This is a genomic window from Magnetospira thiophila (assembly GCF_054657015.1).
The window spans coordinates 1,253,008-1,279,380 of the sequence record NZ_BAAHXF010000001.1 but is presented as its reverse complement, the minus strand read 5'-3'; the positions used below and the strand labels follow the sequence as shown (position 1 = coordinate 1,279,380).

Here is a 26,373-nt window from a genome sequence, read left to right as displayed (position 1 = left end):
GAATCGATACCATGCGGTCTGAAGTTCATCCGATTTGCACAGCGAGCATGTGATGGCCCTGGATCTGTCACCGGAATTTCTGTCCCGCAACCGCCCTAGCCTGATTCGGGTTGGATTGTTTTTCGGCGGAGCCCTGCTGCTGGCGGTGATCAGCGGCGAACCCGGCCTGTGGCATGTGTTCGGCTCGCTGTTGCGGCTGGGGGCGCTGTTTTCCGCCTTTGCCGCCTATTTCATGCAAGATCAGGTGCTCCATGCGCCGGGCCTGACCCGCTGGGACGAGGCGGCCTTTTTGCTCGCCCTGGCGTTGCTGTTCGGGTTGCTGGCCGGTCCGGTTCCCGAGATGTCCTGATTATTCGGGCAAATCCACCAGATCGGCCATTTTGCGGTCGAGCCGCCGCACTACCGATTCGGGGATGCGGAACAGCCAGCCATCGGCCCGCCGCACCGCCTCCCGAAGACGTTGCCGTTCGGCGTTCGGCGACGAGTCCGGATGCAAGTCCGGGCCCAGGGACAGGCGCGCCCAGTGGGCTCCTTCGTAGGGGGCGATGGTGATGCGCAACAAGGGACCGGCGCGGCTTTGGACTTCGATCAGCAGGCTGCCGTCGGGATCGAAGGGTATACGGTCGGCCCGCTGCACATCGTCGAACAGCAGGAGGTCCAGGCTGCCCACCAGCCCGGCAATGGCCTCGGGATGGGGCGCCCCGGCCTCGGAGGGGGTATTTTCCAGCATGAAAGACCCGTTGATCGGATCACGGGTCAGAATGATCACGTCGTCCTGCGGATGAAACAGGGTGAACTTGTCAATGCCGTCCGCCGCCAGATTGACCAGCAGCCGATCCATCCAGTCGACGGGATTGGCGCTGAACGGCAGTTCGCCGCGGGCCAGCCAGGTGTCGTCGGACTCCGGGGTGCGGACGTAGACGCCACTCAAGCCGCCGTCGCCGATGTTGTAATTGCGCTTGCCGACCATCAATCCGGCGATGATATGGCCGTCGAGGTCGATCAGGGTCAGGCGGTGGGCCTGGGAATCCTTGGCCTTGAGGTCGCTCAGATGCAGCCGGTCATGGTTGCGGGCCAGCCGGGTGCGGGGTTCCAGCTTGCGCAGCCGCTCCAGACCGAGCACCAGATCGCGCACCTTGGTCGGATCGGCGGTGAAACCGTCGCGCTGTTCGATGCCCCACAGTCCTTCGGCACGGCGCAGGGTGACCCGCTGGTGGGCGTTTTCCACGGTGATGACGGCGAGTTCGCCCAGCCGTTCGGACATGCCCGGCAGCACCGGCCCCGGATCGGCGGTGCGCAGGGCCTCCGGTCCGGCATAGTGGGACAGGGTGAAGGTGGCCGCCGTCGCCGAGACCACGGCCGCCACGGCCAGACTCAAAACGGTTTGCGGTTTCATGGGCGGCTCCCGGCTTTTTTCAGCAGGCGACGACGGGAACTGCGCCGTTGCCGCTGCCAGGCGACGGCCAGCATGATCAGGCCGACCAGCAGCGGCATGGCGATGATGTTGGCGAATTTCAGCCAGCCGTCCAGGGCCTCGATATCTTGCCGCAGAACATGCTGCACATTGCGCAGGGCCTTGCGGGTGGCGGTCATCTCGCCCTTGATTTTTTCCGCCTCCAGACGGTCCGCCGCCGACAGCAGCAGACCGTCGTTGCGGGCATCCCCGGCACCCAGGGCGCGGCTTTTGGCCGACAGGTCCTTGAGCCGGTCGAGCAGGGTCTGTTCGTTGGCCCGATAGCGCATTTCGGCCCGTTTTCGGATGTCTTCAACGAGCTTGAAGGGCCGCTCGGAGCGTCCCCGCGCCCGCAGCCCGGCCAGGGCCGAACCGCCGCTCAGGTTTTCCAGGGCATTGATCACCAGATCGCCGTTGTTGGAAAACGGCACCATCAACCGCTGACCGGCCCGTTCTTCGATGCGGACCCAGAACCGGTCTTGCAGCATATCGCTGTCGGAAAAAACCATTACATTGATCGGACTGGCCGAGCGGGGCAGATGCAGGCTGTCGTCGGCACCGCTCAACAGTCCCGGTTCGGCGGGCGGACCGTCGGGGAAGGCGGTATCCACCTCGCCGCTGACCCGCGCTCCCAGCAGCAGCGCCGCGCCGCCGGGTTGAAAATCGCGGAACAGCGCCACCACATCCGGGCGGGATCGAAAATCGGCGCTGTCCAGCAGCATCGCCTCGACGCCCGTATGCAGCAGCGGGGTGACCTGGGTGAGCCGCCCGGGCAGCGGCTCCAGGACCCCGGCGGTGGCCAGATTGAGCACCTTCAGATCGCCGGTGACCACGTCGGAGCCTTCCATGTTCTCCGGCTGCAAGGCCAGCCAGGCCACATAGTCGCTGATCACCGGGCGGCCGTCCGGGGCCTGGGTGGACACCCGGCGCGCCGCCTCTCGGTCTCCGGCCACGGCACCCGGACGCAATCGCAGGCCCCACTTTTTGAGCAGTTGATTGAAGTCCGATTCCTCGGCTCCCTCGGGGGCCCGTTCCGCGAAGCCATCAACAAACACCAGCGCCCGTCCACCGCCAAGCACGAACTGGTCAATGGCATAAAGCACCCGGGGCGGCAAATCGCGGGGATGGACCACCATCAAAAGATCCAGATCCGCATCAAGACGATGAAAATCAGTGCCCAGGTCGCGCAGCTCGAAGAACTCGCGCATCAGATCGGCGATGACCCAGGGCCGCCCGGTCTGGGGAAAGGCCCCGTTGACCGGCAGAGTGGAAATCAGCCCGACCACCGGCTGCTGAGCCCGCGACAACACATGAATCAGCCGCGTCAGGTCGTATTCGATGAAGGCTTCGCGCTCGGGGGCGAAAAACGGAATAACCTGAAGGCCATCCACCGCATTGGTCCCCTCCAGCCCGAAATAGGCGAGATCGCCGCCGTCATTGATCGCCAGCCCTTTCAACCCGGCGGCCACCGCCCGGTCCTCCTCGTCGGAAAACGGCTGCGGGTGGATGATTTCGACGATCACCCTGCCATCGGACAGGTCCTGGTAATGCTCCAGCAATTCGCGAATGCGCCGGTAATAGGTGGTCAGACTGGGCACCGCCTCGCCGAGAACCTCGGAAAAATACAGCCGCAGCCGCACCGGCTCGTCGATGTCGCGCAAAACCTGTTGAGTCGAGGGGGACAGGGTGTACAGCCGGTCCTCGGTCAGATCGAGCCGCCAGCCGCGCAGGGCCACATTGGCGAACACGTTGACCGACAAAAGAATGATCGCCCCCAATATCAGCCCGAGAACGGCCAGCCGCGAACGGTCCATATGGGTCAATCGGCGCATGGTCAGGCGGCCCGTTTCAGATCCACCACCACCACATTGGCGAACAGCCAAAAGGTAATCATGGCGGCGAAGTAGATTAGATCGCGCAGGTCGATGACCCCGCGGGTGATGGCGTTGAAGTGGGTCAGGAAGCTCAGACTGCCGACCGCCTCGATGAGAATACGCGGCGCCCAGCCGTGCAGCAGGGTGAGCACCATTTCGGCCCCGCTCATGGTGAACAGAAAGCAGACCACGGCCCCGACGATGAAGGCGATGACCTGATTGCGGGTCAGGGCGGAAATGCAGGACCCGATGGCCAGGAACGCCCCGGCCATCAACAGACTGCCCAGATAGCTGGCGAAAATCACCCCGTTGTCCGGATCACCCAGCAGGTTGACGGTGATCCACATGGGAAAGCTCAGGGCCAGGGACAGGCCGACAAAGGCCCAGGCGGCGAAAAACTTGCCCAGCACCGCCTCGGTGACCGACACCGGCAGGGTCATCAGCAGCTCGATGGTGCCGCTTTTGCGCTCCTCGGCCCACAGACGCATGGCCACTGCCGGAATCAACAGCAGGTAGAGCCAGGGGTGATAGAGAAAGAAGGTTTGCAGGTCTGCCTGCCCCCGACCGAAGAAATCGCCGACGAAAAAGGTGAAGGCCCCGGATAGGGAGAGAAACACGGCGATGAACACATAGGCCAGCGGGGTGGAGAAATAGCCCGCCAGCTCGCGCCGGAAAATCAGCTTCACATGGCGTCCCCGGTCGGTCCTAGCCATGGATATGCTCCCATTGGCTCAGGTGGCCGGTAATCCGGCGAAAGGCCGATTCCAGGCTGTCGTCGGGACCGGTCAGCGCCGCCGGGGTGCCGTCGGCCAACACCCGTCCGCCGCCGATGACCACGGCGCGGGTACAGACCGCCTCGACCTCTTCGAGGATATGAGTCGAGACGATGATCGCCTTGTCCGCCGCCATGTCGCGGATCAGCTCGCGCACATGATGCTTCTGATTGGGGTCCAGCCCGTCGGTGGGTTCATCAAGGATCAGAACTTCAGGATCATGCAGGATCGCCTGGGCCAGTCCGACCCGCCGCCGGAAGCCCTTGGACAGGGTATTGATCGGCCGGTGCAACACCTCCTGCAACGCCGTGCGCTCAACTGCCCGATCCACCCGGTCGCGCCGCCTTGAGCCGTCAAAGCCGCGGATTCCAGCGACAAAGCCGAGAAAGGCGGCAGGAGTCATGTCGCCATAGGAAGGGGCACCTTCGGGCAGGTAGCCCAGGCAGCGCTTGACCGCCACCGGATCGTCCACCACGTCGTGACCACAGACCCGCGCGGTGCCGGAATCTGGATCGAGAAAGCCCGCAATCATTTTCATGGTGGTGGACTTGCCCGCCCCGTTCGGTCCGAGAAACCCCAGGACCTCGCCGCGTTGCACCCTCAGGTCAATGCCGTCCACGGCGACCACCGGTCCGAAGCTCTTACGCAGGCTTTCCAGAACGATCATGTCATACAAAGGTCACCACCCCCCATTGGGAGGTGAACCTTGTCGGACTGGCGGCGGAAGTCAAGGATTGTTCAGTTCCGCGGTGTCGGATTGGACTTCGGCGGGGCTGCTCGTCGCTGTTTCTCCTGCGCCACCCAGTCGGCAACCTCTTGCTCGGCTTGTTGTTTTCGGGCCTTGATTTGGGCCTCCATTTCGGCAATTTTCCGTCGCTGTCGAGCCGCCAGATCCATTTCCAGCCGACCCAGGGAAAGCAACAGCTTTTCTTCATGCTGCGTCAGAATGGCGATCCGTTTTTGCAGGGCGGACTTTTCGCGAAGCTGCCGTCGCGCCGTCCCGATGCCGTTAAGCAGCAGGGTGACCAGGACAAAACCGAGAATCAATCCGGGCAGGATCACAAGAAAGGGCATGGGCGGGGTCGGCTGTTGTTCGAGGGCGGGGCTGTGCGGCGCTGTATACAGAAAAGATGGGGTCCATTTGGGAAGGATTCATAATATCGGCAATACTGATTGATACAAAGTGCAAATATGTTCCGGTATTGATTTACAAATGATAACGATTATCAATTTCAATTGAGATTTATACTTATTGTTATAGTATTACTCGACGCTTTTTGCATGTCTTCAATTTACAAAGGTTCGTCAAGTATGATACGAAGAAGAAAGTGCGCGATTATTGGCCGCGCAATTTGGATATTCAGCAATACTATATCGCGCCGGTGGCGCGGTCTCGGAATAAGGGGAACATGAGATGGCAGCCGAACTGGTAATGGCGAAACTGGCCGGAGCGGCCCAGGCGACCAAGGTAGCGGGCATGACCGGCAAGTCCTACACCGTGGGCAAGGTTGCCACGGCGGGCAAGGGTCTGACCAGCTGGTTGTTCCTGACTCCGACGGGGGGCGTCGGCGAGACGGTGGCCCTGAAGCTCGAAGGTGCCCGTCAGGCGACCGAGCTGTCCACCATGGTCGGCAAGACGGTCACCGTCGCCAAGGCCAAAGGCATGGCGGGCATGGGGGTCAGCAAATGGCTGGTGCTCAAGCCGATGGCGGCCAAGGGTGCAGTTGCAGCCGGTGCGGCGGCGGGTGCCGCCGGTGCGGCGGGCACGGCCAAGGCCGTGGGTGGTGGTTCCATCACCATGATCAAGCTCGAAGGGGCGCGTCAGGCAACCATGGCTGCGGGCATGGCGGGCAAGAGTTTCACGGTTCTCGATCCCATCACCATGGGCCAGGGGGCCGGCAAGTGGCTGTTCCTGCAACCCACCGCAGGTGGCAGCAAGATCATGGCCCTGAAGATGGCGACGGCAGGTCAGGCCAATGGCCTGATCGGTCAGACCATTACCGTCGGCAAGGCGCCGATGATGGCCGGAAAAATCAGCACCTGGATGGTGGTCAAACCGTCGGCGGGCGCGGTAGCGGCCAAGGCGGCGACCGGCGGCGCGATGATGAAGACGGCGGCGATGGTCAACAAGGGGGCCTGCGCCACCATGGGCAAAACCGTGGCGCTGGTGCAGCCTGCGGCGACCGGCACTGTCGCCAAGGCGGCGGCGGGCACCGGGGGAGCCATGGCGACCAAGACGGCGGCGGCGGGGACCATCTGGACCGGCAGCGGTCTGAGCCTGGGTCTCGGCCTGGGTCTCGGGGCCTGGGGTCCGGCGCTGCTGGGCGGTGCCGTGGCGGCGGCGGGCTACGGCCTGTACAAGCGGTCCCGCAACAAGTCGACCGCGATGGTCGAGGGCGACGCCCTGGACGAGATGATGCAGGACGCCTGAACGATCTTGTGAAGATTTAATTTTCTAAAAAGGGCACGGCTTCGGCGGTGCCCTTTTTTATAGGGCCCCGCTTCTCGCCTGACTGTCGAGCAGCACCTGGGTGAACAGGGCGAGCAGGGTCTGATCAATCTCCTGGCTCATGCTTTTCATGATGTCGAGCGCTTTTTCGGCTGGCATCGGGTCCTTGTAGACCCGCCGGTCGGTCAGGGCGCTGAAAATATCGACAATCGAGGCCATGCGGGCCAGCTCATTGAGCTGCTTACCGGCCAGGCCATGGGGATAGCCCTTGCCGTCGAGCTTTTCGTGATGCTGTTCGGCGATGATGCGCACGCCGCGCGGAATGTCGTCGCTGCGCTTGAGGATCTCCTGGGTGATATCCACATGACTGCGCATGATTTTCCATTCTTCGTCATCAAGCTTCCCGGCCTTGTTGAGCACCTCGTGGGGAATGGACATCTTGCCGATATCATGGACCAGCCCGCCGGAGGCCAGAGTCTGCAATTCATCATCGCGGAACCCGGCGGCATGGCCGAAAATGGTCAGGAAGGTGGCGACCCGCAGGGAATGCACATAGGAATAGTTGTCGTGGCCGCGCACGTTGGTCAGGATATCGGAATAGCACTGATTGTGCACCGCCTTGATCAGCGGATCGCAACTGTCCTGAACGTCCTTATAGGGGATCTCCGTGCCTTCGCTGATCAAATCGGAAATCCTGTTGAACACACCCACGGTTTCCTGCAAGGCGGCGCGCTGTACCGGCTCGATCTTTTCCCACGAGGCCTCCACTTGATGGTTGACCACGTCGGAGATGGCCCCGATCAGGGTGCTGCGCTTGAACGGTTTGCGCAGGAACGTGGTGACTCCGAGGGTCTTGGCATCGGTAATGAAGCCGGGATTATGACTGTCCAGCATACAAATCACCGGCAAGGCCTTCAAACTTTCCGTATCGCGGATTTTTTGCAGCACCTTCATCCCGCCGTGCGGCGGAGCCAATTCGTCCAATAACAAGACGGCGGGCGGGCGGCGCGACATGCTGTCGATGGCCTGCTGGGCACCGCTGAATTGAAAAACCTGATAGAAGGACAGCAGGGAGTCAGAAATATCAAGCTGCACCCTCGGATCGCGCTCGACCACGCAAACGGCGATCTTGCGGGCGATGTCCTTGGGCAGTTCATGCAGACGGTCCGAGGCGGAGGCTGGGTGTTCGCCCATCAAGGATCTTCCATTGTTATTCATTTTCCCTGAGCGAACATTTAATCACCCCTGAAGCCAAAAGGCCACCCCTTCAAGCTGCGAATTCACAACGATTTTCTACCTCTTTTGTGGGAGTTCGGTCCCCAACCCAAGCCATTGCAGGGCTTCGGCAACGGTTTCGACCCTGGGTCCCGGTTCCGGCGGCGGGCGGCGCACGGTGAGGATGGGCAGATCCAGATGCCGCGCCGCACCGATCTTGGCCGCCGCCGCCCCACCGGAATCCCTGCTGACCAGAAGGTCGATCCGATGGGTCCGCATGAGGGCCATTTCGTCGGCGATTCGTGCGGCAGGCGGACCAATCAACAGGTGATGATTGGGAAAGGTCAACGGCGGGTCGGGCGCTTCCAGCAATCGCAGCAGGAACCAACAGTCCGTACAACGGGCAAAGGCGGCCAGATTCTGACGCCCGATGGTCAGGAACACCCGGCGTCCCAATCGGGGCAGGCGGGCGGCAGCGTCGCTCCAGGTCTCGGCGTCGATCCAGGTTTCGTCCGCCGAGCGAGTCCAGCCGGGGCGATAAAGCTGAACGCGCGGCACCTGGGCCAGGGCACAGGCCTCGCGGGCCTGTCGGGACATGCGGGCGGCGTAGGGATGGGTGGCATCCACCAACAGATCGACGAATTCGTCGCGCAGATAACGGGTCAGGCCCTCGGTGCCGCCGAAACCGCCGATCCGCAGGGCACCCGGCGGCGGTGTGGGATGGGACGTGGTCCCGGCCAGGGACGTGGTCACCCGGAAGGTCTCCCAGGTGGCCCGGGCCAGGGCCAGGGCCTCCCGGGTGCCGCCCAGGATCAGCAGATGTCTACGGCGCATGACCGGCCACCTCCCCGGTCCCGTCGATGACCAGCACTTCGACCGAGGTTTCGGGTTTGAGATGTTGGCGAGCCACCTCGCGGGCCGCCGCGGCGACCCGGTTGCCTAATGGAATCCCGCTCAATTGTGCCAATTCAAGCACCTGAGCCGCGGTATTGGCATGGGCCGCCGAGGGGTCGCCAAACATTTGGGCGAGGCGCTGCATATCCACCTGCGAGGCCTTGGAATGCAGATCCAGATTCCCCTGCGCCAGCTTGACCAGTTTGGCGAAACCCCCGGCGATGCAGAGGCGGGGCACCGGCTTGTGCCGCAGATACTTGAACAGAGATCCGGCGAAACCGCCCATGTCGAGCACCGCCTCCTCGGGCAGATTCAGGCGGGCTCGGGCGGCAGCCTCGGAGGTGCGTCCGGTGGCGGCAATAAGCTGTCGATGCCCGCAGGCCAGGGCCACATCGACCCCGCGATGCAGGCTGTCGATCCAGGCCGACGCGGAATAGGGCACCACCACCCCGGTGGTGCCGAGAATGGAGAGCCCATCCACAATGCCCAGACGGCCGTTGAGGGTCTGCCGAGCCAATTCCGCCCCGCCGGGAATGGAAATGGTGACGGTCACTGCTACCGACACCCCCAGTTGCTCGGCCAAGCGGGTGATATTGTCGGAAATGATGCGGCGCGGTGCCGGATTGATCGCCGGTTCTCCGACCGCCAGCCGCAGCCCCGGGCGGGTGACCCGTCCGACCCCCTCTCCGGCGGCGAAAAAGATCCCGGGCCGGTCGGCAAGGGTGAGCCGGGCGATGATTTCCGCCCCATGGGTGACATCCGGGTCGTCGCCCGCATCCTTGATCACCGAGGCACAGGCCGTATGGGCGTGCCATTCCCGGCGGGCCAGAGCAAAGGCAGGTAGGAGCCCCCGGGGTAACTGAATGGTCATCGGGTCGGGAAAGCCCTTGCCATGCAGGGCCTGAAATGCCGCTGTGGCCGCCGCCGCAGCGCAAGCCCCGGTGGTCCAACCGGCGCGCAAGGGTTTTTGAGCCGAGGAATCCATGGCCGCAGTCTACGCTTCCCGATGGAGGGACTCCAGCAGCCTTGAATTTGGTATAATATTACAATAATTTTATGTCTCCGGCCCTTTGCAAGCCCCGGACAAACAAGCTATCAAGGTCGATACGGACAAGGCGAGGTCTTTCGGTGGACGAAAATTTTTTCATGCAGACCCTGTTGGAATCGGGACTGGCCCATTGCAAGGTGGTGGCGGTGGACAACAGCGGCCTGTTGGTCAGCCTGTTCATGGCCGGGCTGCTCGGCGGATTGACCCACTGCATCGGCATGTGCGGGCCGTTTGTGCTGTCGCAGATCACGGCACGGCTGGAGGATACGCCCGCGACAAAAATGCGCGAATGGCAGCGTCTGACCGGGGCGGCGCTGATTCCCTACCACCTGGGGCGCATGACCACTTATATGGGGCTGGGGGCCGGGGTCTCATTGCTGGCCGGTGGGGCAATCTCGATGTCCGGCTACCGCTGGCTGTCGGCCCTGTTGCTGGCCCTGGCGGCGTTGTTTTTCATCGGCTATGCCCTGCGCGCCCTGTGGCCGAGTAGGGCCTGGCCGGGAGGCAGCGGAAGCGGCGAGAGCTGGTGGTCGCGCCATGTGGGCGGCTGGGTACGCCCGCTGTTCGCCCGTCCGCTTGGTTGGCGGGGTTATATGTTGGGTATGGCCTTGGGATTTATCCCCTGCGGCCTGTTGTATGGGGCGCTGGCGGCGGCGGCCTCGGCCGGAGACCCCACAGCCGGTGCCATGGGCATGGGGGCTTTTGCCTTGGGCACGTTGCCCAGTCTGCTGGCGGTCGGGCTGGCCGGTCATCTGGCCGGACAGCACTGGCGGGAAGGTCTGATCCGGGTGGCCCCGGTTCTTTTGGTGGTCAATGCGGCCATTCTCACTTATATGGCATGGCAAATGCTGACCGTTTGAGGCTGGGGAGGCCACTCGGGTGAATAAACATCTCAGTATCATTCTGCTGGTCGTCCTGGCTTTGGCGGCGGCTCTGGGGGGGCGGCTGTTCCTGATGTCGGGAAATGGCGACGGGGGCGGCGTGTCGATCAATCTGGCGCAACAGACCGGCGCCATTGGCGGACCGTTCAGCCTGACCACCCATGACGGGCGGCAGGTCACAGAAAAGGACTTCCTCGGCAAGCCGTTCATGGTCTATTTCGGCTATACCTTCTGCCCCGATGTGTGCCCGACCAGCCTCAGCGCCATTGGCGATGCGTTGGAAATGGTCGGCGACAAGGCCAAGGATCTGCCGGTGCTATTCATCTCCGTCGATCCGGAGCGCGATACGCCGGAGGCGCTGGCGGATTACGTGGATTATTTCTCCCCCAACATCATCGGCCTGACCGGGACGGCGGAACAGATCCAACAGGCAGCGCGGGCCTACAAGGCCTATTTCGCCAAGGTCCGCGAAGAGGGCAAGGGGGAGGATTTCTACCTGATGGACCATTCCGCCTTCACCTATTTCATGGACGAAACCGGCACCATGGCCGCCCTGTTCCCGCACGGCATGGCCCCTGAGGAAATGGCCCAACGGCTTGAGAAGCTCTTGTGAGTCTCGCCCCTGCCGGACTGATTATCGCCGCGCCTGCTTCGGGCAGCGGTAAGACCCTGGTCACCCTGGGACTGTTGCGTCACTTTGCCCGTAGTGGACATGCGGTGGCCTCGGCCAAATGCGGCCCCGACTATATTGATCCGGCCTTCCATGCCGCCGCGACGGGGCATCCCTGCCCGACCCTCGATCCCTGGGCCATGCGTCGGCAAACCCTGGCGCAGGCTTTGGCCCATGTGCCGCCCGCCACTGGTCTATTGTTGTGCGAAGGGGTCATGGGGCTGTTCGACGGGGCAACGGCGGACAGCGGCTCGACCGCCGATTTGGCCGCCATCCTGGGCTGGCCGGTGGTGCTGGTGGTCGATGCCCGGGCGCAGACCGGCTCGGCGGCGGCGCTGATCCGAGGATTCGCGAGCCATCGTCCGGATGTGACCCTCTCCGGGGTGATTTTCAACCGGGTCGGGTCGCCGACTCACGAAGCCCATTTGCGGGCCGCCATGGCGCTGCATCTGCCCGACATGCCCATCGTCGGCTGTCTGCCACGGGCCGAGGTTCTGAGTCTGCCGTCGCGTCATTTGGGGCTGGTGCAGGCGGTGGAACATGCGGATTTGCCTGCGTTTCTCGACGAGGCCGCCGATCTGGTGGCGGCGCACCTGGATCTGTCGCTGCTGCAAGGTTTGGCCCGCCCGGCGACCCTGCCCCCGTCGGCGACCGCCGCACCGCCGCTGGTGCCGTTGGGTCAGCGGATCGCGGTCGCCCGGGATGAAGCCTTTGCCTTTTGCTATCCCCATGTGCTGGACGGCTGGCGGGAGGCCGGGGCGTCCGTGACCTTTTTCTCGCCGCTGGCCGACGAGGCCCCCCATGACGCGGCGGACGCGGTCTATCTGCCCGGCGGTTATCCGGAATTGCATCCCGGGCGGCTGGCCGCCAACCGGACCTTTCTGGACGGCCTGCGCCGGGCGGCGGCGCGTGGGGCCTTCGTTTATGGGGAATGCGGCGGCTACATGGTGCTCGGGCGGGGTCTGATCGACAGCGACGGTCAGCGCCACGAAATGGCCAGTCTGTTGCCGTTGGAGACCTCGTTTGCCCGCCGCAAGCTGCATCTGGGCTATCGTACGGCGACGCTGGCGGGTGACACGCCTTTGGGACGGGCCGGAGAGGCCCTGAGAGGCCACGAATTTCACTATGCGACCATCGAGGCTGAAAACACCGCCGCGCCGCTGTTCCACTGCCAGGATGCGCGCGGCGTGGATTTGGGTCCGGCGGGGTGCCGTACCGGGTCCGTCGCGGGGTCCTTCATTCATCTGATTGACCGGGTTTGAGGAATGGACATGCTGGAAATCCCCTTTTGGAAGCGCGTCAAGCTGGCCGACATGACCCGCGAGCAGTGGGAATCCCTGTGCGACGGCTGCGGCAAATGCTGCCTGGAAAAACTCGAAGACATGGACAACGGAGAACTGGCCTTCACCAACGTGGCCTGCCGGATGCTGGATATTCGGAGCTGCCGCTGCAAGGACTATGAAAACCGCACCCTCAAGATCAGCGAATGTATCGAACTGACGCCGACCAGCCTGATGACCATCCGCTGGCTGCCCTCCACCTGCGCCTATCGTTTGCTCCGTGAAGGTCGGGACCTGCCCGTCTGGCATCCGCTGGTCACCGGCGATGCGGAATCGGTGCATCGGGCCCGGCAATCGGTGCGCGGTCGGGCGGTGGCGGAAAAAGATGCCGGAGACCTGGAAGACCATATCGTCTCCTGGCCGGAATAGCGCTATAACCGATTCATGACAGAGGCATCGACCCTTTCTGGGGTGATGGCCGCCGTGGCCACCCCCATGACCCCGGACCTGACCCCCGATATCGGGCGCTGGGCGGATCATTGTCGGCGGCTGTTGGATCAGGGCTGCGATGCCCTGGCCCTGTTCGGCACCACCGGCGAGGCCAACTCCTTTACCGCCGACGAGCGCATGCTGGCCTTGGAAGCGCTGATTGAGGATGGCGAGATACCGGCGAACAAAGTGATCGTCGGCACCGGGGTCTGCGCCCTGCCCGATTCAGTACGCCTGACCCGCCATGCAGTAGCCATGGGGGCCGCCGGGTGCCTGGTACTGCCGCCCTTTTATTACAAAAAGGTCGCCGATCAGGGCTTGATCGACGCCTTCACGGTGCTGGTGGACAGCGTCGCCGACGACCGGCTGAAGATCTATCTCTATCATTTCCCGCAACTGAGTGGTGTGCCGCTGCCTTTGCGGGTGATCGCCTATCTGGCCCGCACCTATCCGGAGACGGTGGTCGGGGTCAAGGACAGCTCCGGCGACCTGGAGAACATGCGCGACATTCTGCGCGAACTGCCGGGGTTCGGCGTATTTTCCGGCTCCGATGAGTTTTTGCTGCCGGTTCTCGAGGCGGGCGGCGCGGGCTGCATCACGGCGGTGGCCAATGTGGCGGCGAATCTGGCCGGCGAAGTGATGTCCCACTGGCGGCGCGGCAACCTCAAGGGGGCCACCGACGGTCAGGACAAACTCAGCCGGGTGCGCGCCGAGGTGGAAGCCTATCCCATGGCGGCGGCGGTCAAGGCCGTTCTGGCGCGGCTCGACGGCTCGGCCGAGTGGCTCACCCTGCGACCGCCATTGCGGCCCTTGTCGGCGGCGGAAAGCGATCGTCTGTTCCAGGCCCTCGATTCGCTGCATATCGATCTGATTTCACCCCGCTGATCATGGACGACGGTTGCTGCCTGCTCGATCTCGATGGCCGGGCGGTGCCGTTGCGCATCCGCCGTCACAAACGTGCCCGACGGATGATCCTGCGCCTCGATCCGCAGGGGGACGGGGTGTTGCTCACCCTGCCCGCCGGGGTGCCCCTGGCCCAGGCCAAGCACTTCGCCGAGAGCAAGGGCGGCTGGATTCTGGATCACCTGACTCGCCGCCCATCGCCCCGCCCGTTTGTCGATGGCGCGGAAATTCCCTTGCGCGGCGAACCGCATCGGCTCTGTCACCGGCCCGGGGCGCGGGGCAGTGTCTGGTGTCTAGCGGAAGCCCAGGAAATCCATGTGGCCGGAGATGCGGCCCACCTGTCGCGACGGCTGCACGACTGGCTGCGGGCCGAGGCGCGGCGGGACATCACCACCCGCGCCGCCTCCATTTGCGCCGATCTGGGCCGTTCCCATGGCCGTATTACCCTGCGTGACCCACGGTCACGCTGGGGGTCCTGTGCCCATAACGGCAATTTGTCGTTTTCCTGGCGGCTGATTCTGGCCCCCGAGGCGGTGCTCGATTACGTGGTTGCCCACGAGGTGGCCCATCTGTCCATTCGCGACCATGGGCCGCGCTTTCATGCCCTGGTAGCTCGGCTGACCGAGCACGCGACTTCGGGCCGCGCCTGGCTCAAACGGCATGGACGGGACTTACATCTTTACGGTTAAAGCGACCGGTCGTCCTTGGCACTGACCCAGGACCCGCCGTAGCCGTTGGTATAGGCATAGACCAGCACCGGCACTTGACCGTCATTGCGCAGTTCGACCACATCGCCGGGCCGCGGGTCGCGGAGCGAGGCGTACATGATGCCGTCGATAGTCAACCGCCGTTCGGTGTCCGGGCGCAGGCCGGGGGCCTGATGGACGATGGTCAGCGGCGTCGGGCGGGGCGCCTCGAACTGCAACTGGACCGGCCGGGTATCCCCCAGGTCCAGGGTGACGCGGGTGGACTGCCCCGGATGCAGCAGGAACTGATAGGTCCAATCCAGGTCCGTCTGGGCATCGACGAATTTCATGTTGTTGATGTTGAGGCGCTGGAAGCCGGGGGCATATTGGGTGACCAGGGGGGTGGCCAGCACGACCAACAGCGCCGCCAGGGCAGCGCCTCCGGCAAAGGACAACGGTTGGAAGGAGAAGCTGCGTGGGATATGCAGCCAGTGCCACAGGGATGCCGGTGCCGGTCGGCGGGTCAACAGGCGCTCCAGATTGGCCGCCAGGGCGGGCGACGGGCGGACCGCCCGCAAAGGGGCATCGGCGGCCTGCATGCCCGCTTCGAGACCGGCCAGTTCCCCCATCTCCCGGGGCACGTCGGGATTCTGCGCCGCCACCCGGTATAGCTGGCGCATCTCGGCCCGATCCAGGTCGGCGTCGAGGCCGCGACTGAGCAATTCCTCGGTGGCGTCGTCAATGGGAGTCATGGGGCGTGGTCCTTCTCCATGATCCTGAGTGGGCAAGCGGCGTCAAAAAGTTTCATGGGGCGAGAAAATCCTCCTGCCCGGCATCGCGCAACGCTTCGCGCAGGGCCTTGCGGGCACGGAAGACGCGGGTTTTCAGGGTGCCGATGGGCACCCCGGCAATTTCCGCCGCCTCCTTGTAATCCAGCTCTTCCAGGGTCACCAGCTGCAAAGCTTCGCGCGCCTCCTCGCTGAGCATCGCCATGCCTTGTCGGACGGCTTGGGCAAAAGCGTTGGAGCGGGCCTGCTCGTGAGGCCCGGCGGTCCCATCGACCATATCGCCCAGTTCATCGGTGGATTCCATGCGATAGCGGCGCTCGGGTCGGCGGGTGACATGGTTGCGGCTGAGATTCAGGGCAACCCCCAGCACCCAGGTGGAAAAGCGCGACTCACCGCGATAATTATGCAGTTTGCGATAGACCTCCAGGAACGTGTCCTGGGTCAGGTCCTCGGCGTCCTGGCCGTTATTGACCTTGCGCAGCACGAAGTGGAAAACCCGGTCGCGCAGGCGTTCCATCAGCCGACCAAAGGCCCGACCGTCGCCGGATAGGGCGGCAGCAACCAAAGGGCCATCCGGGTCGTTGGGCGGGCCTGGAAAAGCGTGCGAGCCGGGAGTCATCCGATCAGGAACCACCCCCGACGTTACAGGTAATTTTTTTCAATGTGCCGATGACCGTTACTTGGCCGCCAGGGGCAATGCGGGCCCGGCACTCTGCCTGCCAGCCGGGGCGACCTTCGGTGACCGGCACATAGCCGCTGACCACCAGCAGGGTGGTGGGGGCCGTGCATTGACCGGCGGCGCAGCAGGCCCGGTCTGCGGCCGGAATATCGACGGCGAATCCGTCGCTGCCAAGGGATTCGGCGTGCAGAGGAACGTCCGTCTGATTGACGATGCAAAAGGCCCGCGCCCCGGTGGGGACAAGGCCACCGAGGAGGATCAACACCAAAGCAAAAAGGCTGAGATTCGACACGATGGACCTGCTTTCAGGGTTTCAGAGGCTGTAAAGCTTGCATATGAGTGCCCAAACAGGGGCATGAGGTTCCCAAACGGCAATTGTAGACCGCCGAGGCCGGAAAATAAAAAAATTTTAGGCAACACTGGAACCTTTCTGATGAATCCGTTACATATCCTTTGCAAACGCCTTTTTGGGATGGCGGAAGACCCATTCCCGGCCCACGGCGCAAAGGAAATGTTCCAAGCCAGCAATTACGGAGAAGCATGATGAAGTTGACCCACACTCTGACCCTCGGCCTCGCGGCCTTCGCCACTGTCCTGGCCGTTGGCAGCGCCAATGCCGCCGATCTGAAGAACGGCAAGAAGGTTTTCAAGAAGTGCAAAGCCTGCCATGAAGTCAAGCAAGGCAAGAACAAGGTTGGTCCGTCGCTGTACGGCGTGGTCGGTCGCGCTTCCGCTTCCATCGACGATTTCAAGTATTCCGATGCCATGAAGGCCGCCGGGAAGACCTGGGACGAAGCGACCATCGCCGAATACCTGAAGGACCCGAAGGCCTTCGTACCGGGCAACAAGATGGCTTTCCCGGGCCTGAAGAAAGACGACGATATTGCCGATGTGATCGCCTACATCGAAGAAGAGTCCAAGTAATCTGTTTGCGTTTCGACGCTACGAAAAACCGCCGGATCACTCCGGCGGTTTTTTTATGCCCGATGGGGAGCGGTTCAGGCCGCTTTGGGGAACAGCGCCCAGACCGACTTCACATGTTCGGCCAGCGGGGCGCTCACGTCCTGGGCGACCTTGCCGCTCAGATCAGCCAGGGCCTTGCCGTCCAGATAGGCCTGATCGAGGCTCTCGGTGGCGAATTTGGTCTGCGCCTTGATCAGTGCTTCCGGCGTTTTCAGACCGCTCAGGGCCTTGGTCTGGGCCACGGTCCGGGCCACACCGGCGTTGGTCAGGTCGATCAGGCTCTTGGTGATCGCCTCGGCACCGGCCTTGGCGGCGGCGCTGGACGCGGTCACGGCTTCGGCATAGGCCTTGGAAAAGGCCACGAAATCTTCGTATTTGGTCAACATGGGATGAATCCTTTCTCGTTAAGCGATTCTGTCGCAGGGACCCCGAAGGCACCCCTGAAACCCAGTACAGCACCATGCTGCACTGCAACATAGAATTCCTTTTTAGACCTTATAAAGCCTGATGTCAAGGGTTATTGTGCAGTGCAGCATAACAGAGAATCTGGCCCCCGATGGGTAAATCATGCTAAACAAAATTCATGCGACAGATTCAGACATATCTCGATGTTTCTACCGGCGGACGGGGACTGCATGAAATCACCGTCCAGGTGCAGCGCTGGATTCACGACAGCGGGTTTCAAAACGGCCTGCTGACCGTCTACATCCGCCATACCTCGGCCAGTCTGACCATTCAGGAAAATGCCGATCCGGCGGTGCAGCGGGACCTGGACCAGTTTTTTTGCCGTCTGGTGCCGGAAAACCAGCCCTGGTTCACCCATCAGAACGAGGGTCCCGACGATATGCCGGCCCATATCAAATGTGCCCTGACGAATACCTCGGTGAGCGTGCCGGTAGCCGGAAGGCGGGCGCTGTTCGGCACCTGGCAGGGGCTGTATGTGTTCGAGCATCGGGCCCGCCCGCACCAGCGCCAAGTGGTCCTGCACCTGCTGGGGGATTGAGGGCGTCCCGGGCTGGACGTCTCCTCATCCTTTTGATTATACTTAAATAAACCAACCCGTCGGGAGGCCATGACGTTTTTCCTGACCCGATTTTCCAGACTGATCGTGGACGCCATCCGGGATTTGGCGCCGATTATTCTGGTTATCGCCTTTTTTCAGGTCGTGGTGGTCCAACAACCTTTTCCCAATTTGTTGCAGACCGTGATCGGTCTGCTGCTGGTGGTGCTCGGACTGGCCTTGTTCGTGCAGGGGCTGGAGCAGGGTTTATTTCCGCTCGGCGAGGCGATGGCCAAGGCCTTTGCCAAAAAAGGCAGCCTGTCGGCCCTGTTGGCCTTCGCCTTCTGTCTCGGATTCGGCACCACGGCGGCGGAACCGGCGCTGACCGCCGTCGCCCAGGAGGCGGCCCGGGTCGCCGCCAAGGCGCAGGCCATCGAAGACAGCGCCCAGGCCATGGACAGTTATGCCCTGGGACTGCGACTCACCGTCGCCCTGTCAGTGGGAGCGGCCCTGGTGCTTGGGGTGTTCCGCATCATCAAGGGATGGCCGATGCAATATTTGATCATCGGCGGCTATCTGATCGTGGTGGTGATGACGTTTTTTGCCCCCAAAGAGATCATCGGCGTGGCCTATGATTCCGGCGGTGTGACCACCTCGACCATCACGGTGCCCCTGGTGACCGCGCTGGGGGTCGGTCTGGCCAGCGTGATCAAGGGCCGCAATCCGTTGATCGACGGTTTCGGGCTGATCGCCTTCGCCAGCCTGACGCCGATGATCTTCGTCCTGGCCTACGGGATGATTCTGTGATGGGACAGTTTCTGCTCCTGGCTGATATTTTGTGGGCGACCATCCTGGATGTGTTGCCGATCGCGATCATTCTGTTTGTGTTTCAGATTGCCGTGATCCGCAAGGTGCCCGCCAACCTGGGGCGGATTCTGGGCGGATTCGTCTATGTCATCATCGGACTGGCGCTGTTCCTGGTGGGATTGGAGGAGGCGCTGTTTCCCATCGGACGGGCCATGGCGGAACAGTTGACCGATCCGGCCTTTCTGGGGCTGAAAGATCTCTCCCTGGCCGGTTGGCAGGATTACATGTGGATCTACATATTCGGATTCGCCGTCGGATTCGCCACCACCGTGGCGGAACCGGCGCTGATCGCCGTGTCCCTGAAGGCGGAACAGATTTCCGGTGGCACCCTCAAGGCGTTCGGGCTGCGCATGGCGGTGGCGCTGGGGGTGGCGGTCGGGGTTTCCCTGGGCACCTTTCGCATTGTCACGGGAACGCCCTTGCATTGGTACATCATGGCAGGCTATGTCGTGGTGATTTTGCAGACCCTGCGGGCCTCCCGGTTCATCATCCCGCTGGCTTACGATTCCGGTGGCGTGACCACCTCGACGGTCACCGTTCCCGTGGTGACGGCGTTGGGTCTGGGCTTGGCCGCCAGCGTTCCGGGCCGCAGCCCCTTGGTGGATGGATTTGGATTGATCGCCTTCGCCAGCCTGTTCCCCATGATGACCGTCATGGGTTATGCGCAATTGACCGACTGGTTGGCGAAACGGCACGAACGAAAAACCACGGAAGAGGATGAGACATGAATCTCCGGATGATCATCGCCTTGGTGAACGATACCAAGACCAGCAAAATCATGGAGGCGGCCCGTCAGGCCGGGGCGACCGGGGCCACGGTGCTCAACGGCGCGCGGGGCGAGGGGCTGGAGCCGGAAAAGACCTTTCTCGGCCTGGATCTGGCTTCCCAGCGGGATCTGGTGCTGTTCCTGGTGGCCGAGCCCCTGGCCCGGCCTATTCTCGAAGCCATTGCCGAGGCGGGGGATTTTGATACGGAGCCGGGGGCCGGAATTGCCTTCGAAATGGCCATCGCTGATGCGGTGGGTCTGAAAACCCAGTTGCCGACCCTGCTTGAAGAAGTCGACAGCAAGATCTAAGGAGCGCGTGATGACCGACCTTGTCCGAGTGAAAGATGTCATGACCCACGTGATCAACAAGATTGCCCGCACCGCGACGGTACAGGATGCCATCGACATGATGCGGGCCAACGGGGCCGGTTCGCTGGCCGTGGAGCGGCGGGATCGCAACGATGAATACGGGCTGATCTCGGTCAGCGACATCGCCAGCAAGGTGATGGCCGAGGATCGGGCACCGGAGCGGGTCAATGTCTACGAGGTCATGAGCAAGCCGGTGATCACCGTGCATGGGGACATGGATATCCGCTATGCCATGCGGCTGTTGACCAAGTTCGGCGTTTCGCGGGCCATGGTGCTGGACCCGCAACGGGAACCGCTGGGCATCGTCACCCTGCGCGACATGGTGTTCCGTCCCGACCAGAACCGGGAAGCGGTCTCGCAGGAACCGGCGTCAGGGACAGCGGACGCGCCCTGAAATTAAAAACCCCCGAAGGCGGACCCTCGGGGGTTTTGATTGTTGTGCGGCTGGGTTACTCGCGATTGCCGAACAGCTGCAGCAGCATCATGAACAGGTTGACGAAGTCCAGATACAGGTTCACCGCGCCCATGATCGACTTCTTGGCCATCACCTCGGCCCCATCGGTGATCGAATAGATCGACTTGATCTTCTGGGTGTCGTAGGCGGTCAGGCCCGCGAACACCAGCACACCGACCACCGAAATGACGAATTGCAGGGCGGAACTGGCCAGGAAGATATTGACGATGCTAGCAATGATGATGCCAATCAGCCCCATGATCAGGAACGAGCCGAAGCCGGACAAGTCCTTTTTCGTGGTGTAGCCATAGAGGCTCAAGCCAGCGAAGGAGGCCGCCGAGATGAAGAACACGCGGGTGATGCTGACCCCGGTATAGGTCAGGAAAATATGCGACAGGGACAGGCCCATGGTGGCGGCAAAGGCCCAGAACACCATTTGCAGGGTCGAGGCGCTCATTTTATTGAGGCCGAAATTCATCACCAGGATGAAGGCCAGCGGCGCAAACATCACCAGATACCCGAGTCCGGACGGGCCGACCCGCCCATCGGCACCCACCGAATAGAGCAGGTTGAGGATCGCCGGGGTGTTGGCGGCCAGATAGGCCACCGCCCCGGTCAGCGCGACGCCCCCGGCCATGTAGTTGTAAACACTGAGCATGTACTTGCGCAGGCCGACATCAATCCCGGCGGCATGGGCCTCAGCGGGGCTCATATGTTCGGCACGACTGCGCCCCTGGAACCGGTCGTTCTGATTGAAAGCCATGGGATTCCTCACTCCGAAGAAGTTGTTTCGTCCTGCGATTAATATGGCAGGACCCGTGGAAAAATCAATGGTGGGACCGTGGTGAGATTGTGTCCTTTTTGGGGCAGCTCACTCATTCCGCAAATGCGGTGCCGCTTTTTCGCCCAGCACCCGCCAGGTGCCCATGAAACCCAGACCGATGGTGACGGCGAGGCTCAGGGCGGTGGTCAGAACGACAACAGCGGGTAGGAAGACCCATTCCGAGTTCATCAGATGCACGATCACCGCCCAGGCGACGGCGCTGCCGACGGCGGCGGCAATCAGGGCGGTGGTCAGCCCGAGCAACCCGTATTCGAGCAGGAAGCCGCGCAGGATCATGCCCCGAGTGGCCCCCAGGACCTTGAACAGCACCGCGTCTTGCAAGCGCCGGGTGCGGCCCGCCGCGATGGCCCCGGCCAACACCAGCATACCGGCCAGCACGGTGACGGCGGCGATGGCCCGCACCGCCTGAGAGATGCCTTGCAGAATGGCGCTGACCGCATCAAGGGCCTCGCGCACCCGGATGGCCGAGACATTGGGGAAGCCATCGGCGACCGCCCGTTCCAGGCTTTCCTCCTGATCCGGGGTGACATGGGCGGCGGCAATATGGGCGTGAGGGGCGTCTTCCAGCAGGCCCGGCGATAAAATCAGTGCGAAATCGAAGCGCAGCGAACGCCAGTTGATGCGACGCAGGCTGGTAATAGTGCCGGTGATGCGCCGTCCCAACACGTTAAGGGTCAGGGTATCACCGATCCCGACTCCGAAGCCGCGGGCCAATCCGGAGTCGAGGCTGATCTGCGGATCGCCCTGGTAGTCGGCGGGCCACCATTGGCCGTCAATAATCTTGGCGTCGGGCGAGGGTTGGGCGGCATAGGTCAGGGCCCGGTCACCGCGAATGGCCCATTGACTGTCCGGGGCGACTTCCACCTGATCCACCGGGCGTCCGGCAATCTCGACGATGCGACCGCGTACCGAGGGCACCCGTTGCAGGTCGGAGGTGCCCGCATGGGAGGCCACCAATCGGTCGAAGTCGGCCACCTGATCGGGCTGGATGTCGATGAAAAAGAACGAGGGGGCGCGTTCGGGCAGGCGCTGTTCGATTTGCTGGCGCAGGTTGCCCTCGATCAATCCGACGGCGACCAGAACAGTAAGCCCCAGACCGAGGGACACCACCACGCTGGCCGTGGCCGCGCCGGGTCGGTGCAGATTGGCCAGCGCCTGCCGCCAACTGGGGCGACGGGGATGGAGGCGGCGGGCCAGAGCGGCGATCCCCCAGGCCGCCCCGCGCAGCAACAGCAAGGTCAAGGCGGCCCCGATGACGAACCACAAGGCGAAATCCCGGCGCGGCGCGGTGGCGATGGTGAGCCCGGCCAGCGTCACCCCGCCCAGCGCCACCTGGATCTTGTCGGCCCAGGGAATGCGGCCCGTCGCCGGGGCCACCGTGTCGCGGAACAAGGCCCCGCCGGGCAGACCGCGCGCCCGGGCCAGCGGCCAGACGGCGAAAGTGACAGCGGTCAACAGGCCGAACAGGGCAGCCAGCGCCAATTCGCTGCCATACAGACCGGGCACGATGCGCACCGGCAGGCGACCGTCCAGCGCCCAGGCGGCGACCTGCGGCACCAGCGCCCCGATGAGCAGTCCCAGGGCAATCGCCCCGGCGGCCAAAACCAGCACCTGCGCCATATAGATGCGGAACACCAGCCGCGCCGAAGCGCCCAGGCACTTCAGGGTGGCGATGGTGGTGGCCCGTCCGTCCATATAGGCGGTCACCGCGTTGCTTACCCCGATGCCGCCGACCAGCAACGCAGTCAGCCCGGCAAAAGACAGAAACAGCGCCATGCGTTCGATGAACCGGGAAATGCCCGGTGCGGCCTCGTCGGTGCCGCGCAGATCCCATCCGGCGTCGGGAAACCGCGCCTCCAGGTCGGCGATCACCCGCCCCCCGTCACCGCCCGGCGGCAGCAAAAGGCGGGTCAGATAGCGAATCTGGGAGCCGGGGACGATCAGCCCGGTGCTTTGCAGGCCGTCCATGGCGATCATCAGCCGGGGGCCGAAGGAAAACACGCTGGCTACCCGGTCGGGCTCGCGTTGGATGACGTCGCGAATCTCGAATTCTGCCGCCCCGATCCGCACCAGATCGCCGATTTTCAAATCCAGGCGGACGCGCAGATTGGAATCGATCACCGCTCCCCAATGACCACCGCGCCGGGCCAGGGCCTCGGCCAGGGACGCCCCGCCCTCCAGGGTCACCGAATCGACCAGGGGATAGGCCCCGTCCACCGCTTTCAATTCGATCAGCGAGCGGCGGCCTTGACCGTCCGAACGGCGGACCATGGACCGCATTTCCACCACCTCGGACAGGGTTCCCGCCGCCGCCAGGGCGGCCCGTTGATCGGGGGTGGTCGGGCGCTGCACCAGCTTGACCGAAAGATCGCCGCCCAACAGCTTGCGGGCATCGGCGCGCAGCCCCTCGCTGAGGGCGGCATCAAGGGTACCGACCCCGGCAATGGCGGCGACACCCAGGGCGAGGCAGGCGATGAGCACCCTGAATCCGGCCAGTCCGCCGCGCAACTCCCGTCGGGCCAGTCGCAGGGCGAGTCCCCAATGGCTCACGAGGTCACCTGTCCGTCAGCCACCTGGATATGGCGTCCGCAACGTTGGGCCAACTCGGAATCATGGGTGATCAGCAACAAGGTGGTGTCGCGCCGCGCCTTGAGATCGAACAACAGGTCCATCACCGTCTGGCCGGTGTCGTGGTCCAGATTGCCGGTCGGCTCATCGGCCAGCAGCAAGGCCGGTTCGGGGGCGAAGGCACGGGCCAGGGCGACCCGCTGCTGCTCGCCGCCCGACAACTGACCCGGATAATGGCTCAAGCGATGCGCCAGACCGACCGCCTGCAAGCCGTCGCGAGCCCGGTCGAAAGCATTGTCGATCCCGGCGAATTCCAGCGGCAGGGCGACATTTTCCAGCGCCGTCATGGTCGGGACCAGATGAAAATTCTGAAACACGATGCCGACCTGTTGGCGGCGGAAACGGGCCAGCGCGTCCTCGTCGAGCCCGTCCAGATCGGTCCCGGCGACCCGCACCCGGCCCGAGGTGGGGCGCTCCAGCCCGGCGATGACCATCAACAACGTGGTCTTGCCGGAGCCCGACGGACCGACAATTCCCGCCGCCTCGCCCCGGGCGACGGTCAAATTGACGCCACGAAGGATATTGACCGGACCGGCGGCACTGGTCAGGCTAAGATGAATGTCCGACAGTCGGACGGCGTCGCCGTCGTCCGATTCCCGTCCCACTTGTTTGGAGATCATGTTCGGTGGCTCCCTTTCCTTCCGCATATGGCCTGCTCCGCCGCCTTGTCAACGCGGGGCTGATGATTCTGCTGCTAAGTAGTCACGCTTTGGCCGAAGAGCCGCTGCGCATTCTGGCTTTGGGCGACAGCCTGACCGCCGGGTATGGCCTGCCCGAAGAGGCCTCCTACCCCAGGCGTCTGCAACAGGCGCTCCGGGAGCGCGGCCATGACGTGGAAATCATCAATGCCGGGGTATCCGGCGATACCACGGCGGGCGGTCTGAGCCGCATTGAATGGCTGATGGCGCTCCGGCCCCGGGTGGTGGTGCTCGAACTGGGGGCCAACGACGGGCTGCGCGGGCTCGATCCGGCGCTGACCGAAGCCAATCTGGACGCCATCATTCAGATCATCCGGGAACGGGGAGCGCGGGTGCTGCTGGCCGGAATGCTGGCACCGCCCAATCTCGGTCCCGACTATGCCGCCGAGTTCAATCCGCTTTATGCCCGGTTGGCGGCCAAGCATGATATTCTGTTGCAGCCGTTTTTCCTCGACGGCGTGGCGGCCCATCCAGAGTTGCTGCAAAAGGACGGGTTACACCCCAATGAAGCCGGTGTGGGGGTGGTGGTGAAGGCACTGCTTCCCTATATGGAGAAGGTACTCGCGGAGAGCCCATGACCTCAACATTCAAGACCGCCATCGCTATTGAGGATGACTGGGCCCATGCGGCCAAGGCCTGTGTGGATGCGCTGCTGCCGCTGCCCGAGGGGGCCTGCCTGGGTTTTGTCTATGCCACCGACGCGCTGGCCGAGGATCTGGGGAGCATTCTGACCTATTTGCGCCAGAAAACCGGGCTGGCCCATTGGACCGGCACTCTCGGACGGGGCATTCATGCCAATGGCACCGAGATCTTCGACCGGCCCGCCCTGGCCGTGATGATCGCCGACTGGCCGGGGGACGTCTGCCAACCGTTCTCTTCGATCGCCACGGAATCGCTGGATTTTTCCACCGCCGTCCAGTCCTGGATCAGCGATCATCAGCCGACCTTCGCGCTGGTGCATGGCGATCCGACCAACGCCGACATTCCGGCTATTCTCACCGCCATGGATGAGGAACTGGACCTGTATCTGGTCGGCGGCCTGACCTCGTCCCGGCAGGCCCATTATTCCATTGCCGACACGGTGACCGGCGGCGGGCTGTCGGGGGTTCTGTTCGCCCCCGAGGTCGCGGTGATGACCGGCCTCAGCCAGGGCTGCGCACCGCTGGCCGGGTCGCATGTGATTTCCGACTGTCTGGACAACGTGGTGGTGGGATTGGACGGCCGCCCGGCGCTGGAGGTGCTGAAGGAGGACGTGGGCGAACTGCTGTCCCGGGATCTGGCGCGGCTGGCCGGTTACGTACAGGTGGCCTTGCCGGTGGAAGGTTCGGATACCGGAGATTATCTGGTGCGCAATCTGTTGGCGGTGGACCCGGCGCGCGGCTGGATCGGCGTCGGCGACACGGTGCAGCCGGGGGACCGGATAATGTTCGTGCGCCGCGATCCGCAAAGCGCCCGCAGCGACCTGTTGAAGGCCCTGCAGAAAATGCAACAGCGTCTGTCCGGGCCGCCGCGCGGGGCGATTTATGTTTCCTGTCTGGCCCGGGGGCCGCATATGTTCGGCGAACTGGGGGCCGAAAGCGCGCTGATTCGTGAGGTTCTGGGCGATATCCCGATGATCGGCTTTTTCGCCAACGGTGAAATTTCACATAATCGTCTCTATGGCTATACCGGGGTGATGACGCTATTTTTGTAGCGGCAACAG

Annotated in this window: 31 protein-coding genes; 16 read left to right on the top strand and 15 right to left on the bottom strand. The window is 63.3% G+C overall.

Annotated features, from left to right (window positions below; all coding sequences use genetic code 11):
* Window positions 1–52: 52 nt before the first annotated feature.
* Complete coding sequence (locus ACYQ1P_RS06255; RefSeq protein WP_460019485.1) at window positions 53–349, top strand: hypothetical protein; 297 nt, start codon at window positions 53–55, stop codon at window positions 347–349.
* Here the strand turns inward: ACYQ1P_RS06255 and ACYQ1P_RS06250 are convergent, their stop codons facing one another.
* The 5 genes from ACYQ1P_RS06250 to ACYQ1P_RS06230 all read right to left on the bottom strand — a co-directional run bounded on the left by ACYQ1P_RS06250 (window position 350) and on the right by ACYQ1P_RS06230 (window position 5,174).
* Window positions 350–1,396, bottom strand: coding sequence for a DUF4340 domain-containing protein (locus tag ACYQ1P_RS06250; RefSeq protein ID WP_460019484.1), 1,047 nt, complete (start codon window positions 1,394–1,396; stop codon window positions 350–352).
* Window positions 1,393–3,285, bottom strand: coding sequence for a GldG family protein (locus ACYQ1P_RS06245; protein WP_460019483.1), 1,893 nt, complete (start codon window positions 3,283–3,285; stop codon window positions 1,393–1,395). Before ACYQ1P_RS06245 ends, ACYQ1P_RS06250 begins: the two co-directional genes overlap by 4 nt.
* Window positions 3,286–3,287: 2 nt before the next feature.
* Window positions 3,288–4,040, bottom strand: coding sequence for an ABC transporter permease subunit (locus ACYQ1P_RS06240; protein ID WP_460019482.1), 753 nt, complete (start codon window positions 4,038–4,040; stop codon window positions 3,288–3,290).
* Window positions 4,033–4,767 carry an ABC transporter ATP-binding protein gene (locus ACYQ1P_RS06235; protein ID WP_460019481.1) on the bottom strand — a complete coding sequence of 245 codons (735 nt, stop codon included), beginning with the start codon at window positions 4,765–4,767 and terminating at the stop codon, window positions 4,033–4,035. The genes ACYQ1P_RS06240 and ACYQ1P_RS06235 overlap by 8 nt, the downstream gene beginning before the upstream one ends.
* A 71-nt stretch (window positions 4,768–4,838) precedes the next feature.
* Window positions 4,839–5,174: a hypothetical protein gene (locus ACYQ1P_RS06230; RefSeq protein WP_460019480.1), complete on the bottom strand. Its 336-nt coding sequence runs from the start codon at window positions 5,172–5,174 to the stop codon at window positions 4,839–4,841.
* 340 nt (window positions 5,175–5,514) lie between these two features.
* Here ACYQ1P_RS06230 and mamD point away from each other — a divergent pair, with 340 nt between their 5' ends.
* Window positions 5,515–6,531, top strand: a complete 1,017-nt coding sequence (mamD, locus tag ACYQ1P_RS06225; RefSeq protein WP_460019479.1) for a magnetosome protein MamD — start codon at window positions 5,515–5,517, stop codon at window positions 6,529–6,531.
* A gap of 57 nt (window positions 6,532–6,588) precedes the next feature.
* Here the strand turns inward: mamD and ACYQ1P_RS06220 are convergent, their stop codons facing one another.
* From ACYQ1P_RS06220 to ACYQ1P_RS06210, 3 genes are all read right to left on the bottom strand, one after another.
* Window positions 6,589–7,743 (bottom strand): HD domain-containing phosphohydrolase, encoded by a 1,155-nt coding sequence (locus ACYQ1P_RS06220; protein WP_460019478.1) that lies wholly within the window; start codon window positions 7,741–7,743, stop codon window positions 6,589–6,591.
* Between the two features lie 99 nt (window positions 7,744–7,842).
* Window positions 7,843–8,598, bottom strand: coding sequence for a cobalt-precorrin-6A reductase (locus ACYQ1P_RS06215; protein WP_460019477.1), 756 nt, complete (start codon window positions 8,596–8,598; stop codon window positions 7,843–7,845).
* A complete protein-coding gene (locus ACYQ1P_RS06210) occupies window positions 8,588–9,643 on the bottom strand; it encodes a cobalt-precorrin-5B (C(1))-methyltransferase (protein ID WP_460019476.1) in 1,056 nt (351 codons plus the stop codon). The genes ACYQ1P_RS06215 and ACYQ1P_RS06210 overlap by 11 nt, the downstream gene beginning before the upstream one ends.
* Window positions 9,644–9,804: 161 nt before the next feature.
* On the opposite strand from ACYQ1P_RS06210, the gene ACYQ1P_RS06205 reads away from it, so the two are divergent.
* From ACYQ1P_RS06205 to ACYQ1P_RS06180, 6 genes are read left to right on the top strand one after another with little or no spacing between them, the layout of a single operon-like run.
* Complete coding sequence (locus tag ACYQ1P_RS06205; protein ID WP_460019475.1) at window positions 9,805–10,566, top strand: sulfite exporter TauE/SafE family protein; 762 nt, start codon at window positions 9,805–9,807, stop codon at window positions 10,564–10,566.
* A gap of 19 nt (window positions 10,567–10,585) precedes the next feature.
* A complete protein-coding gene (locus ACYQ1P_RS06200; protein WP_460019474.1) occupies window positions 10,586–11,200 on the top strand; it encodes an SCO family protein in 615 nt (204 codons plus the stop codon).
* A complete protein-coding gene (locus tag ACYQ1P_RS06195; protein WP_460019473.1) occupies window positions 11,197–12,519 on the top strand; it encodes a cobyrinic acid a,c-diamide synthase CobB in 1,323 nt (440 codons plus the stop codon). Before ACYQ1P_RS06200 ends, ACYQ1P_RS06195 begins: the two co-directional genes overlap by 4 nt.
* Window positions 12,520–12,528: 9 nt before the next feature.
* Window positions 12,529–12,966, top strand: a complete 438-nt coding sequence (locus ACYQ1P_RS06190; protein WP_460019472.1) for a YcgN family cysteine cluster protein — start codon at window positions 12,529–12,531, stop codon at window positions 12,964–12,966.
* 15 nt (window positions 12,967–12,981) lie between these two features.
* Complete coding sequence (locus ACYQ1P_RS06185) at window positions 12,982–13,911, top strand: dihydrodipicolinate synthase family protein (RefSeq protein WP_460019471.1); 930 nt, start codon at window positions 12,982–12,984, stop codon at window positions 13,909–13,911.
* A gap of 2 nt (window positions 13,912–13,913) precedes the next feature.
* Window positions 13,914–14,618, top strand: a complete 705-nt coding sequence (locus tag ACYQ1P_RS06180) for a M48 family metallopeptidase (RefSeq protein WP_460019470.1) — start codon at window positions 13,914–13,916, stop codon at window positions 14,616–14,618.
* Here ACYQ1P_RS06180 and ACYQ1P_RS06175 read toward each other — a convergent pair.
* Genes ACYQ1P_RS06175 through ACYQ1P_RS06165 form a run of 3 tightly spaced genes read right to left on the bottom strand, consistent with a single transcriptional unit; the run spans window position 14,615 to window position 16,374 of the window.
* On the bottom strand, window positions 14,615–15,367 hold the full coding sequence (locus ACYQ1P_RS06175) for a hypothetical protein (protein WP_460019469.1): 753 nt from the start codon (window positions 15,365–15,367) through the stop codon (window positions 14,615–14,617). The two genes, ACYQ1P_RS06180 and ACYQ1P_RS06175, sit on opposite strands and share 4 nt — an antisense overlap.
* Before the next feature lie 52 nt (window positions 15,368–15,419).
* Window positions 15,420–16,022 (bottom strand): RNA polymerase sigma factor, encoded by a 603-nt coding sequence (locus tag ACYQ1P_RS06170; RefSeq protein WP_460019468.1) that lies wholly within the window; start codon window positions 16,020–16,022, stop codon window positions 15,420–15,422.
* A gap of 4 nt (window positions 16,023–16,026) precedes the next feature.
* Window positions 16,027–16,374 carry a hypothetical protein gene (locus tag ACYQ1P_RS06165; protein ID WP_460019467.1) on the bottom strand — a complete coding sequence of 116 codons (348 nt, stop codon included), beginning with the start codon at window positions 16,372–16,374 and terminating at the stop codon, window positions 16,027–16,029.
* Between the two features lie 251 nt (window positions 16,375–16,625).
* Between ACYQ1P_RS06165 and ACYQ1P_RS06160 the strand changes: the two genes are divergently transcribed.
* On the top strand, window positions 16,626–17,006 hold the full coding sequence (locus ACYQ1P_RS06160) for a c-type cytochrome (RefSeq protein WP_460019466.1): 381 nt from the start codon (window positions 16,626–16,628) through the stop codon (window positions 17,004–17,006).
* 74 nt (window positions 17,007–17,080) lie between these two features.
* On the opposite strand, the gene phaP is transcribed toward ACYQ1P_RS06160, so the two are convergent.
* Window positions 17,081–17,431: a TIGR01841 family phasin gene (gene phaP, locus ACYQ1P_RS06155; RefSeq protein ID WP_460019465.1), complete on the bottom strand. Its 351-nt coding sequence runs from the start codon at window positions 17,429–17,431 to the stop codon at window positions 17,081–17,083.
* 197 nt (window positions 17,432–17,628) lie between these two features.
* Between phaP and ACYQ1P_RS06150 the strand changes: the two genes are divergently transcribed.
* The 5 genes from ACYQ1P_RS06150 (at window position 17,629) to ACYQ1P_RS06130 (ending at window position 20,441) form a co-directional block, all read left to right on the top strand.
* Window positions 17,629–18,048: a secondary thiamine-phosphate synthase enzyme YjbQ gene (locus ACYQ1P_RS06150; RefSeq protein ID WP_460019464.1), complete on the top strand. Its 420-nt coding sequence runs from the start codon at window positions 17,629–17,631 to the stop codon at window positions 18,046–18,048.
* Window positions 18,049–18,117: 69 nt separating this feature from the next.
* Entirely contained in the window at window positions 18,118–18,852 is a 735-nt protein-coding gene (locus ACYQ1P_RS06145) for a DUF1538 family protein (RefSeq protein WP_460019463.1), read from the top strand.
* On the top strand, window positions 18,852–19,640 hold the full coding sequence (locus tag ACYQ1P_RS06140; protein ID WP_460019462.1) for a DUF1538 domain-containing protein: 789 nt from the start codon (window positions 18,852–18,854) through the stop codon (window positions 19,638–19,640). The genes ACYQ1P_RS06145 and ACYQ1P_RS06140 overlap by 1 nt, the downstream gene beginning before the upstream one ends.
* Window positions 19,637–19,987 carry a P-II family nitrogen regulator gene (locus tag ACYQ1P_RS06135; RefSeq protein WP_460019461.1) on the top strand — a complete coding sequence of 117 codons (351 nt, stop codon included), beginning with the start codon at window positions 19,637–19,639 and terminating at the stop codon, window positions 19,985–19,987. Before ACYQ1P_RS06140 ends, ACYQ1P_RS06135 begins: the two co-directional genes overlap by 4 nt.
* Window positions 19,988–19,997: 10 nt before the next feature.
* On the top strand, window positions 19,998–20,441 hold the full coding sequence (locus tag ACYQ1P_RS06130; protein WP_460019460.1) for a CBS domain-containing protein: 444 nt from the start codon (window positions 19,998–20,000) through the stop codon (window positions 20,439–20,441).
* A 55-nt stretch (window positions 20,442–20,496) separates the two neighbouring features.
* Here ACYQ1P_RS06130 and ACYQ1P_RS06125 read toward each other — a convergent pair whose 3' ends face one another.
* The 3 genes from ACYQ1P_RS06125 to ACYQ1P_RS06115 form a co-directional block, all read right to left on the bottom strand.
* The gene (locus tag ACYQ1P_RS06125; protein WP_460019459.1) at window positions 20,497–21,264 is read right to left on the bottom strand and encodes a Bax inhibitor-1/YccA family protein; all 768 of its coding nucleotides are present in this window, start codon (window positions 21,262–21,264) and stop codon (window positions 20,497–20,499) included.
* Between the two features lie 108 nt (window positions 21,265–21,372).
* Window positions 21,373–23,895 (bottom strand): ABC transporter permease, encoded by a 2,523-nt coding sequence (locus ACYQ1P_RS06120; protein WP_460019458.1) that lies wholly within the window; start codon window positions 23,893–23,895, stop codon window positions 21,373–21,375.
* Entirely contained in the window at window positions 23,892–24,593 is a 702-nt protein-coding gene (locus tag ACYQ1P_RS06115; RefSeq protein WP_460019457.1) for an ABC transporter ATP-binding protein, read from the bottom strand. Before ACYQ1P_RS06115 ends, ACYQ1P_RS06120 begins: the two co-directional genes overlap by 4 nt.
* Before the next feature lie 5 nt (window positions 24,594–24,598).
* On the opposite strand from ACYQ1P_RS06115, the gene ACYQ1P_RS06110 reads away from it, so the two are divergent.
* Complete coding sequence (locus ACYQ1P_RS06110) at window positions 24,599–25,249, top strand: arylesterase (protein ID WP_460019456.1); 651 nt, start codon at window positions 24,599–24,601, stop codon at window positions 25,247–25,249.
* The gene (locus tag ACYQ1P_RS06105; RefSeq protein ID WP_460019455.1) at window positions 25,246–26,364 is read left to right on the top strand and encodes an FIST signal transduction protein; all 1,119 of its coding nucleotides are present in this window, start codon (window positions 25,246–25,248) and stop codon (window positions 26,362–26,364) included. The genes ACYQ1P_RS06110 and ACYQ1P_RS06105 overlap by 4 nt, the downstream gene beginning before the upstream one ends.
* Window positions 26,365–26,373 lie beyond the last annotated feature (9 nt).